Source organism: Ruminococcus gauvreauii (assembly GCF_025151995.1).
GTDB classification, from domain to species: Bacteria; Bacillota; Clostridia; order Lachnospirales; family Lachnospiraceae; genus Ruminococcus_G; species Ruminococcus_G gauvreauii.
In genome coordinates this window covers 1,079,584-1,094,539 of sequence record NZ_CP102290.1, presented here as the reverse complement: position 1 = coordinate 1,094,539, position 14,956 = coordinate 1,079,584, and the positions used below count along the sequence as shown (strand labels likewise).

The 14,956-nt window shown below is 47.7% G+C and carries 11 protein-coding genes; 9 read left to right on the top strand and 2 right to left on the bottom strand.

The annotated features are described in order from the left end of the window. Window positions 1–99: 99 nt before the first annotated feature. The 9 genes from NQ502_RS05330 (at window position 100) to NQ502_RS05290 (ending at window position 12,692) form a co-directional block, all read left to right on the top strand. Window positions 100–1,269, top strand: a complete 1,170-nt coding sequence (locus NQ502_RS05330; RefSeq protein ID WP_028529103.1) for a class I SAM-dependent methyltransferase — start codon at window positions 100–102, stop codon at window positions 1,267–1,269. Then, window positions 1,266–3,746: a hypothetical protein gene (locus NQ502_RS05325; RefSeq protein WP_028529104.1), complete on the top strand. Its 2,481-nt coding sequence runs from the start codon at window positions 1,266–1,268 to the stop codon at window positions 3,744–3,746. Before NQ502_RS05330 ends, NQ502_RS05325 begins: the two co-directional genes overlap by 4 nt. Before the next feature lie 56 nt (window positions 3,747–3,802). Further along, on the top strand, window positions 3,803–4,918 hold the full coding sequence (locus tag NQ502_RS05320; protein ID WP_028529105.1) for an aminopeptidase: 1,116 nt from the start codon (window positions 3,803–3,805) through the stop codon (window positions 4,916–4,918). A gap of 118 nt (window positions 4,919–5,036) precedes the next feature. Continuing rightward, a complete protein-coding gene (locus NQ502_RS05315) occupies window positions 5,037–5,537 on the top strand; it encodes an RNA polymerase sigma factor (RefSeq protein WP_028529106.1) in 501 nt (166 codons plus the stop codon). 12 nt (window positions 5,538–5,549) lie between these two features. Then, on the top strand, window positions 5,550–7,601 hold the full coding sequence (locus NQ502_RS05310) for a beta-propeller domain-containing protein (RefSeq protein ID WP_028529107.1): 2,052 nt from the start codon (window positions 5,550–5,552) through the stop codon (window positions 7,599–7,601). Window positions 7,602–7,721: 120 nt separating this feature from the next. Continuing rightward, window positions 7,722–9,113, top strand: coding sequence for an asparagine--tRNA ligase (gene asnS / locus NQ502_RS05305; protein WP_028529108.1), 1,392 nt, complete (start codon window positions 7,722–7,724; stop codon window positions 9,111–9,113). A gap of 143 nt (window positions 9,114–9,256) precedes the next feature. After that, the gene (locus NQ502_RS05300) at window positions 9,257–10,312 is read left to right on the top strand and encodes a metallophosphoesterase family protein (RefSeq protein WP_028529109.1); all 1,056 of its coding nucleotides are present in this window, start codon (window positions 9,257–9,259) and stop codon (window positions 10,310–10,312) included. A gap of 4 nt (window positions 10,313–10,316) precedes the next feature. Then, window positions 10,317–11,852, top strand: a complete 1,536-nt coding sequence (locus NQ502_RS05295) for an ATP-binding protein (protein ID WP_028529110.1) — start codon at window positions 10,317–10,319, stop codon at window positions 11,850–11,852. Window positions 11,853–11,855: 3 nt separating this feature from the next. Next, entirely contained in the window at window positions 11,856–12,692 is an 837-nt protein-coding gene (locus NQ502_RS05290) for a deoxyribonuclease IV (protein WP_028529111.1), read from the top strand. A gap of 83 nt (window positions 12,693–12,775) precedes the next feature. Here NQ502_RS05290 and NQ502_RS05285 read toward each other — a convergent pair whose 3' ends face one another. After that, window positions 12,776–13,960, bottom strand: a complete 1,185-nt coding sequence (locus NQ502_RS05285) for a ribose-phosphate pyrophosphokinase (protein ID WP_028529112.1) — start codon at window positions 13,958–13,960, stop codon at window positions 12,776–12,778. Continuing rightward, a complete protein-coding gene (locus tag NQ502_RS05280; protein ID WP_028529113.1) occupies window positions 13,960–14,952 on the bottom strand; it encodes an ATP-binding protein in 993 nt (330 codons plus the stop codon). Before NQ502_RS05280 ends, NQ502_RS05285 begins: the two co-directional genes overlap by 1 nt. Between the last annotated feature and the right edge of the window lie 4 nt (window positions 14,953–14,956).

Below are 14,956 nucleotides of genomic sequence, written 5' to 3'. Positions count from 1 at the left end.
GTGGTTTTTTTGCAAAACCATTACAATAATAGGGTGACCGGGGTATGGACTTGTCAATACCGGGTCACTCTCATTATTTTAACGGGGTATAAGATTAATATGGAAGAATTAAAAGAATTACTTATGACGTATGTCAATATAGACCTGAATCAGATGATTCTGAGTAAAGTCAGGGGACAACAGACGGTTACCAAGGTCAGGATCCGTCCGGTACTGTTGAAGGAGGAACTGTTTTTTCAGATCACATGCACAGAAGGCGCCAGGGAGTTTCACCGCAACTGTACAAGGGAAGATACGGTAGACGCTGTCCTGAAATGGATGAAAGAACAGTTCGGCCAGCTGCAGCTGCAGGCATGTAATGCCGATGTGACCGCATTGGTCAGCAAAAAAGGGAAACTCACAGTAAAATGCAGAAAACATACGCCGGTACAGCGGGAGAACAGAAATCTTGCACACAACCGGTCTAAGGACTATATTCTCCCGGTCGGCAGACCGGTTGATTTTCTGGTCGATCTGGGAGTCATGAAGCCGGATGGACAGATTGTCGCCAAAAGGTATGATAAATTTCGACAGATCAATCGTTTTCTGGAATTTATCGAGGATATCATTCCCAGGCTGGACAAAAGCCGTGAAATAACAATTCTGGATTTTGGCTGCGGGAAATCTTACCTGACGTTTGCCATGTATTATTATCTTCATATTGTTAAACAGTATGAAATACAGATCATTGGTCTGGATCTGAAGGCGGATGTGATCGATCACTGCAATTGCCTGGCGAAAAAATACGGATATGATAAACTGACTTTTCATGTGGGGGATATCGCTTCGTTTGACAGAAATGAACCGGTAGATATGGTAGTGACCCTGCATGCTTGCGACACTGCCACAGACTATGCGCTGGCAAAAGCGGTTGCCTGGAATGCAGCCGTGATACTGTCTGTGCCGTGCTGCCAGCATGAACTGAACGGACAGATACATAGCGGGATCCTGGAGCCTGTGATGTCATATGGAATCTTAAAAGAGCGCATGGCAGCTCTGATTACGGACGGACTGCGGGCCGGCATGCTGGAAGAACAGGGGTATGAGACACAGATTCTGGAATTCATCGATATGGAACACACGCCGAAAAATCTGCTGATCCGGGCGGTGAAAACAAATCGGCCGGCAAACAGGGATAAGGCGCTGGAAGCATGTATGCAGTTTTTACACGCCGAGCCGACACTTGAGAAATTATTATATGACCAGGAACATCCGGGAGGAGCCGAATGAAAAGAAGTTTGCTGAAGGGACTGATTCTGGGTACGATCTTTGTATTTTCAATCATTCTTTTTTCTAATATATTAAATAAAGATGTATCGGAAGAGACGGGGAAAATGGGAGAGCCCACACTTCCTGTTCTTTATATGGAACTTGCGGACATGCCGGTAAATCCCATGTACGGATATTACGGGGAAATGCAGCCGCAGTATTACCGCGAGAGCATTACACCGCTCACCACGAAGAGAGAACTTTCGGTGACGGTCAATACTTACGGAAACGATATCAAAAGTATTTCTTATAAGGTGATGAGTGCGGACGGGTCAGAGACGGTTGAAAACGGAAAAATTGGCAAACTGACCAGAGAGGATTCGTATGTGACGGCTGATTTTAAGCTCGAAAACCGTATTTTGATGAATCAGGAATATCTGCTCTGCTTTCAGGTTGACTGCGGCAAAGAAGAACCGGTATCTTACTATACGCGGATCGTACAGCGTGCCGGTCTGAATGTGAGCCAGTACCTGCAGTTTGTCAGGGATTTCTATGAGAAGTGTTTCAATAAGGAGACGGCGAGAGATCTCACAAGATATCTGGAACCGGATGAGACTGTCACAAATTCAAGTTTTACAAAGATCAATATCCACTCCAGCTTTGATCAGCTGACCTGGGGAACACTTGCACCCAAACTGTGGAGAAAGGCAGTTCCGACCATACGCGAAATAAATGAGACGACATGCACGATCGTACAGACCTATGAAATGACTGCGAAAGATGCGGAGGATAATACGGAGTACTATAACGTTGAAGAATATTATCGTATGAGGTATTCACAGTCAAGAGTAATGCTGCTGGACTTTGAGCGGAGTGCGCAGGAGATTTTTGACGGTTCACTTCCGGTATTGACGAAACAGGGCATCAACCTGGGGATCGTTGATTCGCAGATTCAGTATATGTCAAACCAGAATGCAGATATCATTGCATTTGTGCAGGAGGGAGAACTGTGGTCTTACAACCGCAGTGCAAATAAAGCGGCGCATGTCTTCGGCTTCAGGGGCACAGAACATGCAGAGAATGCAGATGAAAGAAAGAGCAATTCTCAGCATGATATAAAGATTATCCGGGTCGAGGAATCCGGTGATCTTGACTTTGTCGTTTACGGTTATATGAACTGCGGGGATCATGAAGGTTATACGGGAGTGAGCGTATATCACTACAGCGCCGAACGTAATGTATCTGAGGAGCAGGTGTTTATCCCGAGCACGATGTCATATGATTTCCTGAAGGATGATGTAGAAAAACTGAGTTACGTAAATCAGGATGATCAGCTTTACCTGCTGCTGGAAAACAGCCTGTTTCACGTAGACATCCAGGGGAAAACGTATGACACGATATTGGAAGACATTTCACCGGACTGTATGGTCGTGTCTAAATCTCAGGCTTCCGTAGCATGGATGGACCAGATGCAGGAATATGCTTCTTCAAGTCTTACGGTAATGGATCTGAACAGCGGAGAACAGCGGGTGGAAGAAGCAGGGAATGGACAGAAGATACGGGCGCTTGGATTTATCAACGAAGATCTGATCTATGGACTTGCAAGGGATGAAGATATCGTGACGGATGCCGCAGGCAATACGACATTTGCCATGCATAACGTCAGGATTCAGAACTTCGAAGGCGAGATTGTCAAAGAATATCAGCAGGATGGTATCTGGGTAAGCGCAGCGGTATTTCAGGAGGGACTTGTCGAACTCAAGCGCGTACAGTGGCAGGAGAATGCCTACGTGCCGGTGGCAAGCGAGAATATCATGAATAATTTACAGACAAGTGAAGAAACTGTTAGTATTCACCTGAGTGTCAGCAGCAGAAAGGGGACACAGGTGGCGCTTGATTTCAGCAAGAGTGCGAAGAGCAAGGCGATGCTGGTGGTGGAGACTGAATATGTGATTCCTAAGAGCAGTACTGTCATGGAACTCGAGATTCCGAAAGCAAATCAGCAGCTGTATTACATTTATGCAAAGGGAGCTTTCTATGGCGCCGAAACTAAGAGTAATCTCGCGATCATGACAGCGAATGATCAGGCCGGTGTGGTCTTAAACGGCGACCAGCAGTACGTCTGGGAACGCGGCAACAGGAAAGATAAGATTCAGATTGCAGCAGAGGAGATCCCGGAATCCGTACTGTCGGGAACGCTGGATGAACATGCGCTCGCTGATGCACTGGGAGGGGACTTCACGGCATTAAATATGACGGGATGTACTCTGGAGAGTGTGCTGTATCAGGTCAGCGAGGGGCGTGCCGTCGTGGCACTCACGCCGACGAGAGAAAGTGTCGTGATCATAGGATATGATATCTATAACACGATTCTATATAATCCGGCGACACAGGAGACATATTATTATGGAATGAATGACAGCACTTCATTGTTTGAGAGTGCCGGAAATGTATTCCTGGGATATATGGAAACACTGGAAGCGAGAACCGGAAAATAGTGACAGTTTCCCGCCGTCTGAACTGTTACACAAAATAATCGTTAGGAGAATGTGCGATGGACAGCAGAATTGAAGTGCTCGCCGCAGGTCTTGTGAATTATTCCTGCGGTGTGAAAGCAGGAGACAAGGTTTATATTCATTATATTGGCAAGGACACCAAAGAACTTGCCCGGCAGCTGGTGAAGGAAGTATATCGGGCAGGAGGCGTTCCGTTTATCCATTTCACGGATCCCCAGCTGCAGCGGGAACAGCTGCTGCACGCTACAAAAGAACAGATGGAGCTGATGGCGGAGGTCGATGCACTGGAGATGTCAAAAATGGACTGCTACATCGGCGTTCGCGGCAGCGATAACGTATCGGAACTGTCGGATGTGCCGTCCGAGTGCATGATGTTATATGACACGTATTATCAGACTCCTGTACATCACGGGATCCGCGTACCGAAGACACGTTGGGTGATACTGCGGTATCCCAATGCCGCTATGGCACAGCTCGCCGGGATGAGCGTGGAGAAGTTCGAGGATTTCTATTTTCAGGTCTGCAATCTGGACTATTCAAAGATGAATGCGGCGATGGAAGCGCTGACCGGATATATGGAACGCACAGATAACGTGCGTATCACTGGCCCGGGCACAGATCTTTCATTTTCCATCAGGGGCATTCCGGCAATACCGTGTGCCGGAAACATGAACATACCGGACGGAGAGGTGTATACCGCACCGGTCCGGGAATCTGTGAATGGTAAGATCACGTATAATGCCCCGTCGCTGTACAATGGATTTACCTATGACAATATCTGCCTTGAATTTGAGAATGGGAGAATTGTAAAGGCAGTTGCAAATGATACAGAGCGGATCAATGAGGTCTTTGATACTGATCAGGGTGCAAGGTACATCGGTGAATTTGCAATCGGTGTCAATCCGTATATTCTGGAACCTATGAAAGATATTTTATTTGATGAGAAAATTCAGGGATCGATCCATTTCACGCCGGGAAACTGTTATCAGGAAGCTCCAAACGGGAATGAATCTGCGATTCACTGGGATCTGGTGTTGATCCAGCGTCCGGAATACGGCGGCGGAGAAATCTATTTTGACGACGTACTGGTCAGAAAGGACGGGCGTTTTGTTGTTCAGGAACTTGAGTGCCTGAATCCCGAAAATCTGCAGTAGTGAATAAGTTAAGTACAGGGAGAAAAAAATCTTCCTGTACTTTTTCTTTTCTTGCAACAGAATGTGGGATATGAGACACTGTATATACGAAATGCATTTCAAATAAAGGGGTGAGATTATGGAGGACTGCAAAGTTTTGGTTGAACGGGCAAGGGCAAAAGACAGGGATGCGTTTGCCAGACTATATGAGATGGTTTATGTCGATATGTACCGTTTTGCTTTATATACACTGAAAAACTGCCATGATGCGGAGGACGTTGTCGCAGATGCAGTTGCGGATGCTTATAATGGAATCAGTTCGCTGAGAGAAGCGGATGCCTTTAAAAACTGGATTTTTAAGATCCTGTCGAACAAATGCAGGCGCAGACTGAAGGAGTATACCCGGAAGACGTCTGAACTGCCGGATGATCTTGAAAAGAGCGGGGATTTCACGGAAGAATTTCAGGTGCGGCAGGCGTTTTCCAGACTGTCTGACGAAGAACGCCTGATCATTTCCATGCACTTGTTTGCGGGATACACCAGCCGGGAAATTGCCAGGATTCTACATAAAAATGAGAATACGATTCGCTCTAAGGAAAGCCGGGCATTAGCAAAAATGAGACAGATGTTGGAAGAATAGGAGGGCGATTTTATGAATGATGATAAATTGCTGGAGAAAATCAAACGTTCCGCTGACTCCTGCGATGTGCCTGAGGGACTGAAACCGGAAATGCTTGATTTTGTCAGACCGTCGGAGCAGGGGATAAGAGACAGGAAGATAAGAAGGGCCATCCGCGGTATTGCAGCGGCAGCGGCTGTTGTTGTGCTGCTGCTGATACTCACACAGGTACCCCTGACACAAAAGGAATCTTCTGACTCCTCGAATACCGCTTCGGTCCGGAGCAGGGGCCTGGACACGAAGGACTCCGAGAGTGCAGATGATACCACGGAACAGACGTCCGAGGGGAAAAAGGTTCTGGATTCGATGTATGTCCCCGCTGAAAATTATGACGATATCTACGATGCGTTCCAGACACAGGAGAAGTATGCGGAAAACTGGGCAATGGATGATGTCATGGAGGCCGGAGGGGCTGCGGCAGCCGGTTCTTCGAACAGCAGCACGGCGTCCACAGAGTCCGCGGTTGCCGACACAGCGCCTGCTGAGGAAGATACAGGGGGAAACACGGGGTATTCCGGCACCAATGTGCAGGTTGAAGGTGTGGACGAAGGTGATGTTGTCAAAACGGACGGTGAATATCTGTATATCATACGAAACAGCCGCGATGTGCGGATTGTAAAGGCTGACGGGGCAAATCTGGAAGAGGTATCCGTGATCAGGCTTCCGGATAAAGCTTCGGATGGCAGTATCCAGGAGATCTACCTGGATGGAGATGTACTTAACATCATATGTCAGCAATATGATAACTCATTGACGGAGAAATCTGCAGATACCTACTATATGAATTACCGCGCGGTGACTACGCTGTATACGTACGACCTGAAAGACAGGAGAGAGCCGAAGCTGACTGGTGAAGTTTCCCAGGACGGGACTTATCATACCTCACGCAAGGTAGGGCAATACGTCTACCTGTTCACCGATTATTATCCGGCGTATCAGCTGGAACGGCAGGAAGCGTATGCCGGAGATGATCCATACGGCATCATGCCGCTGGCGGCAGGTGAAACATTTGCAGTCTCCGATATTTATCTTCCGGCAGAAGGCGGCGGGTCACAGTATCTGCTCATCACATCTGTCAACATCGGAAAACCGGATGAGATTGCGGATAAGAAAGCGATCCTGGACAGTGCGAGCCGCTTTTACGTCAGCACGGAAAATATTTATCTGGAACGGGATATGTGGGAGAATACGGGGGATCAGACAGCGATCGCCAAGTTCAGTTTCAGGGATGGAAAGATCGAAGGTGTGGGCGCTGCGGTCATAGGCGGTACCGTCACCGACGATTTTGCGACAAACGAATATGACGGCTATCTTCGTGTCCTGACGACGCGATGGTCGGGAAACACTCAGGATAACTGCATTTACGTGCTGAATCAGGATATGGAGATCGTAGGAAAAGCAGAAGGCCTGGCAGAGGGAGAAAGTATTTATTCTGCAAGGTTTATGGGGAATACCGGCTATTTTGTGACGTACCGGCAGGTGGATCCTCTCTTCTCTGTGGATTTTACAGACCCTGAGAATCCGAAGATTCTGGGAGAGCTGAAGGTTACCGGATTTTCGGAATATCTGCACTTTTACGGAGAGAACCGTCTGCTTGGGATCGGATGGGAGACCGACCCGGATACGGGCACACGCAAGGGCCTTAAGCTTTCGATGTTTGACATATCAGATCCTTCGGATGTGAAAGAAATCAGCAGGAAGATCATCGAGAATATAGATTATTTTCCTGGGGAATATAACTATAAGGCGCTGACCGTCAGTCCTCAGAAAAATGTGATCGGTTTCGTGACTACGAGTTACGGAAACAGGGGAGGTTCAAACAGCAGTTATTTCGTATTTAGCTATGATGATCATAACGGGTTTAAAAATGCCATGACATATTCAGCACAAAATGGCGTTTCCTCAGAGTTCGAGAATTCCAGGGGCGTCTATATCGGCGATACCTTTTATATCGCGAACAGCGATGCGGTGCTGGCCTTTGATATGAAAAACGGATATGAAAAGACTGGAGAACTGAGAGACTGATTTGGGAACGGACCGGCTGATGCCGGTCCGTTCTGCACGGCAATGGCGTTATCCCCTCTTGAAACTGCCGCGTGAGCGTGCTAAAATGGGGGAAAAGTGAAAAATAGGGAGAAACTTAAAATGAAACTGACAACAATTCGTGAGATTTATAAAGACAGGGATACTTACCTCGATCAGGAAATAAGTGTGGGCGGCTGGATCAGAAGCGTACGGGATTCTAAAACATTTGGATTTATCGTTCTGCATGACGGAACATTTTTCGAGACGCTTCAGATTGTATACCACGACAAAATGGATAATTTTTCCGAGATATCTAAGCTGAATGTGGGAGCGGCAGTTATCGTAAAAGGGAGGCTCGTTGCAACACCTCAAGCGAAACAGCCGTTTGAGATTCAGGCAGACGAAGTGACGGTAGAGGGGGCATCCGCGCCGGATTATCCGCTTCAGAAAAAACGTCACAGCCTGGAGTACCTTCGCACGATCACGCATCTTCGTCCGCGTACGAATACGTTTCAGGCGGTTTTCCGCGTGCGCTCGCTGATCGCATATGCAATCCACCGGTTTTTCCAGGACAGAGGCTTTGTCTACGTTCATACGCCGCTGATCACGGGAAGCGACTGTGAAGGTGCCGGTGAGATGTTCCGTGTGACGACACTTGACCTGGATCAGATACCAAAGACGGAAGAGGGGGCAGTCGACTACGCCCGGGATTTTTTCGGGAAGGAGACGAATCTCACCGTGAGCGGTCAGTTAAACGGTGAGACGTATGCGCAGGCGTTCCGCAATATCTATACGTTCGGTCCCACGTTCCGTGCTGAGAATTCTAACACCACACGTCATGCGGCGGAATTCTGGATGATTGAACCGGAGATCACATTTGCAGACCTGGAAGACAATATGGATCTCGCAGAGAGCATGCTGAAATATGTCATCCAATATGTATTGGAACAGGCGCCCGAGGAGATGAATTTCTTCAATTCCTTTGTGGACAAGGGGCTGCTGGACCGCCTGAACCACGTACTGAATTCTGAATTCGGACATGTTACCTATACGGAGGCAATTGAGATTCTGGAGAAAAACAACGAGAAGTTCGAATATAAAGTTTCCTGGGGAGTGGACCTTCAGACGGAACACGAACGGTATCTGACGGAAGAGGTGTTTAAACGGCCGGTTTTCGTGACAGATTACCCGAAGGAGATCAAGGCGTTTTATATGAAACTGAATGAAGATGGAAAAACGGTAGCTGCGATGGACTGCCTTGTCCCGGGAATCGGGGAGATTATCGGCGGAAGCCAGAGGGAGGATGACTACGATAAACTGCTCGGCAGGATGGCGGAATTGAATCTGAATGCGGAGGATTACGCGTTCTATCTGGATCTCAGAAAATACGGTTCCACACGCCACGCAGGATTTGGACTTGGATTCGAACGCTGTGTGATGTATCTGACGGGGATGAGTAATATCAGGGACGTCATCCCGTTCCCGAGAACGGTCAATAACTGTGAATTATAACAATCAGATATTATAATTATAAAGGGTGAACAGAAGTATTTCATATGCTTCTGTTTTTCTTTTCTGGACAAACAGAGCCTGTCATGATATGATGTAGGACAGAACAAATGTTTGCAAAGTGCATGAAAAGGAGAGCCGGTGCGATGCGTTTTTTTCATATAGCGGATGTGCATCTGGGGGCATCACCCGATGCGGGGTTCCCGTGGAGTGAAGAGCGGAAAAATGAGATCTGGGACAGCTTCTGCAATGTGATCTATGCCGTAAGGGAGGAAAAACCAGAACTGCTGCTGATCGCTGGAGACCTGTTCCACAGACAGCCGCTGCTGCGGGAATTAAAAGAAGTGGATTATCTGTTTTCTACAATTCCGCAGACAACGGTAGTGATGATAGCAGGCAACCATGATTATATCAGACGGGATTCTTATTATTTGAAGTATCCATGGAGCAAAAATGTGATCGGACTTTGGAAAGATCAGGTGGAAGCAGTCTATGTTCCGCAGGCAGATGCATGGGTTTACGGCAGAAGCTATCACAGCAGAGAATTGCCGGATGAGTCCATCTGCAAAACAGGGGCACTCCAGAAGCCGGGATGCCATATTTTGCTGGCTCACGGGGGCGATGAGCGTCATATGCCGATTCAGACGGAACAGCTTGCGGCGGGCGGATTTGATTATATTGCGTTGGGACATATTCACAGACCCCAGACTGTCATCAGAAATATGGCGGTATTTGCCGGGGCGCTGGAGCCAATCGACCGCAATGACATAGGCCGCCATGGCTATATTCGCGGAAATTACCGTGACGGCATGGTGTCTCTGGAATTTGTGCCGTCTGCCATGAGGTCCTATATACCGCTGACAGTTACAGTTACGCCAGATACTGCGCAGTTTTCACTGGAGGAGCAGATTTCCGCACAGATTGCGGAAGAGGGGTCGGACAATATTTTTAAGATTGAACTGCATGGCTTCCGGGACGCGCAGATGAACATTGACCTTCACAGGATACGGGAACTCGGAAATGTCATTGATGTGACGGATGAGACGCAGCCGGATTATGATTTTGATCTGCTGGAGGAACAGTATGAAGGGAGTCTGATTGCAGCTTACATCAGGCATTTTAAATGCTGTGAGGAGCCGATAGAGAGAAAAGCTTTATATTATGGGCTGCAGGCGCTGCTTGCTTCCCAAAAGGATATGTGACAACATGAATATCAGAGAATTGGAAATAAAAAATTTTGGAAAATTTCATGACCGGCGAGTCCGGCTGAAACCGGGGATCAACCTGATTTACGGACCCAATGAAAGCGGGAAAACGACGCTGCATACGTTTATTAAAAGCATGCTCTACGGGATGCGCAGACAGCGCGGCCGTGCCGCAGGGAAGGATGTATACAGCAGATATGAGCCGTGGGAAAACAGCACGTACTATGCAGGGACACTCAGGTTTGAGAGCGGAGGAAAAATTTTCTGTATTCGGCGCAGTTTTCATAAGAACAGCCTGCAGGAAGAGCTTATCTGTGAGACAGATGGAGAAAAACTTTCTATTCCTCAGGGGGATCTGAAGATGCTTCTCGGCAATGTCAGCGAGGCCATGTTTGATAATACCGTATGTATCGGACAGCTGAAGAGCCGGACGGATGAAGGACTGCCGGGCGAACTGCGCAATTATATGGTGAATTACCAGGAGAGCAGCGTACCGACGCTCGATGTGGAAGAGGCACTGTATCATTTGAAGCTGGACAGGAAAGAATATGAACGTCAGATGAGAGAAGAACGCCAGGAACTTCAGATGAAGCAGAAAGAGCTCAAAGGCAGGATGGGATATGTGGAGAAGGAGCTGACAGATGCCGCTCTCCAGCTGGAGGTGCAGAAAAAGCAGCTGAAGGAAATTTCATGTGATAATGGCAAAGAGCCTAAAACACCTGCGGAAAAAGGCCTGAAAGGATTCTGGGCATTAGGGGGACTGGCGCTGATTCTGGTACTGGCCGGGATTCTATTTCGCGCGCAGACTGTTATTCAGATTGTGTCTTTCTGCTGTGCGCTGCTGGCGGGAGCATTGATCGTGGTGAAATATAACCGGCAGAGACAGGTGCAGATGAAGGAGAAAGAGAGACAGCTTGGCGAAACTTACAGGCAGAAGGAGGAGGCAGACAGGCTGAGGTGGGAGATCGACAGGCTAAATCAGCAGTGTGCGGAGCGAAGTACGGAATACGAGAACCTGAAAAATGAATTTCAGGAGCTGGCGCAGACCATGACAGATGAAAATACGCTGCAGGAAGATCTCGATGCTGTCGATCTGGCGATGGAGGTTATCAACAGGCTGTCTGCCGGAAAAAAGAACTGGCTGGGTGAGGAACTGCAGAGAAAAACGGCCGCAATACTGTCCGGAATCACCCAGGGAAAATATGCATCCATCCACTTTTCAGATGATATGCAGATGGGGATCTGTACGAAGGAGGCATATGTATCTCCGGAACAGCTGAGCAGGGGTACGCTGGAGCAGATTTACTTTGCATTTCGTATGGCAGTGAGCGAAGTGGTATGCCGTGAAGAAAAGCTTCCGCTTATGCTGGATGAGGTATTTGTCATGTATGATGACAGGCGCCTGGGAGAGACACTGCAATGGCTCTCAGGATGTGAGCACCAGGTCCTGCTGTTTACCTGTCATGGGAGAGAAGAACGTCTGCTTGACCAGCTTAGGATACCGTACCATAAAATCAATCTGGCACAGAAGGAGTAACGTATGTTAATGATAGGAAGTCACTTATCCTCCGCAAAAGGTTTTCTGCATATGGGGCGTGAGGCAGTCAGGATCGGTGCCAATACGTTTCAGTTTTTTACCAGGAATCCCAGGGGGAGCAGAGCAAAAGAACTGGATCTTCAGGATGTGGCAGCGTTTTTGGCCTATGCGAAAGGCGCCAGAATAAACACGGTCCTCGCGCATGCGCCGTATACCCTGAACCCTTGCTCCAAGGAAGAAAAGACCAGGGAATTTGCAAAGATGACCATGGAAGACGATCTGCGCAGAATGGAACATCTGCCGGGGAATTATTATAATTTTCATCCGGGCAGCCATACCGGACAGGGGGCGGACAGAGGAATAGAACAGATTGTATCTCAGCTGAATGAGCTGCTCAGACACGATCAGTCGACAACTGTGCTGCTGGAGACAATGGCCGGTAAAGGGACAGAGATCGGAGGACGTTTCGAGGAGATCCGTGCGATTTTAGACGGTGTGGACTGCAGTGAGAAGATGGGCGTCTGTATGGATACGTGTCACGTATATGATGCGGGTTACGATATTGTCGGTCATCTGGATGACGTGATCGGGGAATTTGACCGGGTGGTCGGACTTACCCGGCTGAAGGCGATTCATCTGAATGACAGCATGAATCCGATTGGCAGCCACAAAGACCGCCATGAGAAAATCGGAGAGGGCAGCATCGGACTGGAGGCGTTTGAAAAGCTGATCAACCACCCCGCACTGCGTGGGCTGCCGTTCTATCTGGAGACGCCAAATGAGCTGGACGGTTATGCACAGGAGATCAGCATTCTGAGATCCCGATATCGATGTGAGTGAAATATAGTGAATAAAAACCGGCGGCAGGTGTGAATGATATGCACACTGTCCGTCGGTTTTTTAACAGATTCTGTATCGGTATTTTAAAATGTTTCGTGGTTTCGATATTTCTTCAGAACCTTCTGAATGCGTTCCGCTGGGTCTAGAAGGCTACTGATCGATACATCATGGTTCAGATGGTCTATGATAAAGGCGATGTATTTACTCAGATCACAATTGATGTAATATGGCCGATGAAGCAGTTCTGGGTCCTGATAAACAAGGTTGGTAGTCAGCATGCGGTCAAACAGACCGGCTTCGAACGCACGGTCAAACTTTTCCAGACCATTTGTGAACAGACCGAAAGTAGAACACATGAAAATTTTTGCGGCTTTGCGCTCCTTCAAAAGCTGAGCAACTTCGATCATGCTGTCTCCGGAAGAAATCATATCGTCGATGATGATCATATCTTTCCCTTCGACATCAGCCCCAAGAAATTCATGTGCGACAATGGGATTTTTTCCATTGATGATGGTGGAATAATCTCTGCGCTTATAAAACATACCCATATCAACGCCAAGGTTGTTTGCGATATAGATGGCACGGCTCATACCGCCTTCATCAGGGCTGATCACCATCAGGTGGTCGCTGTCGATCCTGATATCCGGTTCATTGCGGAGGAGGCCTTTGATAAACTGATATGCGGGCTGCACAGTTTCGAATCCGTGAAGAGGGATGGCGTTCTGAACACGGGGATCATGAGCGTCAAAGGTAATAATATTTTCCACGCCCATTTCCACCAGTTCCTGAAGCGCATTTGCACAGTCCAGAGATTCGCGGCCGGAGCGCTTGTGCTGACGGCTTTCATACAGGAACGGCATGATGACATTCACTCTGCGGGCTTTGCCGCCGACGGCAGCTATGATGCGCTTTAAATCCTGGAAATGATCATCGGGAGACATTCGGTTTTCGTATCCGCACAGTTTATATGTCAGGCTGTGATTGCAGACGTCGACCAGAATATAAAGATCATCACCGCGCACGGATTCACGGATAATACCCTTTGCCTCACCCGAACCGAACCGTGGAACGATGGAATCGATCAGATACGTGTCGCGTTCATATCCCTCAAATGCGATGGAAGACTTATATTCATGCTTCCTTTCTTTCCTCCATTGAACCAGGAAATTATCCACTTTCTTTCCTGTCTCTGTGAAGCTGTTCAGGGCTATGATTCCGAGACGGCCCACAGGGAGCGTCTCCAGTTGCTTGACATTGCTTTCTTCCATTACTGATTTCCTCCTCGCAGTTTTTTTTGAATACGAATATCATTTCCTATCAGTTTGATCATAGTGTAGTTGCTGGAAATCCGGGAAAAAACGCGTTCCGAATACATTTCCGAAAACCGTTCCAGTGACAGATTGGTAGAGATCAGCGTGGATTTCTCACGCATCAACCGCTCATTAATGCACAGGAACAGCTGAGATGCCACAAAACTGTTCGTTAATTCGGTTCCCAGATCATCGATAATCAGCAGGTCACAGTCAAAAATATGTTCGTTTAATTCAGATGAGTCTTCCGAGCGGGAAAACGTATTCTGAGCCAGCAGATCAAACAAATCAAACGCAGAGAAATAGATGACACAATGTGCGGTGTCGATCAATTCTCTGGCAATACAGTGGGAAAGAAAAGTCTTTCCCACTCCCGTATCTCCATAGAGAAACAGATTGTCGAATTTTTGGTCAAAACTGCGGATAAATTCAAGCGATTTTTCTACGGCCAGACGCGCTGTGTCAAGGGCCGATAGACCGGTTGCTTCACTGATTACCGTTTCCGGATAGTAGTCGTAGGAAAAGGTATTAAAATTTTCTTTCTTTAGTATTTCCTTGATATTGGACTGGGTATACAAAAGGTCAACCGCGGCTTTTTTAAAACAGCTGCATTTTTCAGTTCCTATATATCCGGTATCGCGGCACAGCGGACAATCATAGTGTATGGTGAGATAATCTTCCGGGTAACCGTAGGCAGCCAGAAGATGTTTCCTTTCATCCGCCAGATCAGCGATCACGCGTACCAGATTGAAATCGGCAGTCTCGCCTGCTCCAAGAAGTGCTCTTGCTTTTTGAATGGACAGTCTTGAAATTTCCCGGTCAATCTCTTCGAGCCGGGGGATTTTTCCATATGCTTCATTGATGTGCTCGTCCAATATATGCTTATTTTGAAGTTGTCTGCGGTTGTAATCCCGCATGATTTCATCGTATTGTGAATTTTTCAGAGGCACGTAA

Coding starts and splice junctions, on each gene's coding strand:
- NQ502_RS05290 (WP_028529111.1), top strand. CDS start 11,856: ATGTTAATGATAGGAAGTCACTTATCCTCCGCAAAAGGTTTTCTGCAT.
- asnS (WP_028529108.1), top strand. CDS start 7,722: ATGAAACTGACAACAATTCGTGAGATTTATAAAGACAGGGATACTTAC.
- NQ502_RS05325 (WP_028529104.1), top strand. CDS start 1,266: ATGAAAAGAAGTTTGCTGAAGGGACTGATTCTGGGTACGATCTTTGTA.
- NQ502_RS05320 (WP_028529105.1), top strand. CDS start 3,803: ATGGACAGCAGAATTGAAGTGCTCGCCGCAGGTCTTGTGAATTATTCC.
- NQ502_RS05315 (WP_028529106.1), top strand. CDS start 5,037: ATGGAGGACTGCAAAGTTTTGGTTGAACGGGCAAGGGCAAAAGACAGG.
- NQ502_RS05330 (WP_028529103.1), top strand. CDS start 100: ATGGAAGAATTAAAAGAATTACTTATGACGTATGTCAATATAGACCTG.
- NQ502_RS05295 (WP_028529110.1), top strand. CDS start 10,317: ATGAATATCAGAGAATTGGAAATAAAAAATTTTGGAAAATTTCATGAC.
- NQ502_RS05285 (WP_028529112.1), bottom strand. CDS start 13,960: ATGGAAGAAAGCAATGTCAAGCAACTGGAGACGCTCCCTGTGGGCCGT.
- NQ502_RS05300 (WP_028529109.1), top strand. CDS start 9,257: ATGCGTTTTTTTCATATAGCGGATGTGCATCTGGGGGCATCACCCGAT.
- NQ502_RS05310 (WP_028529107.1), top strand. CDS start 5,550: ATGAATGATGATAAATTGCTGGAGAAAATCAAACGTTCCGCTGACTCC.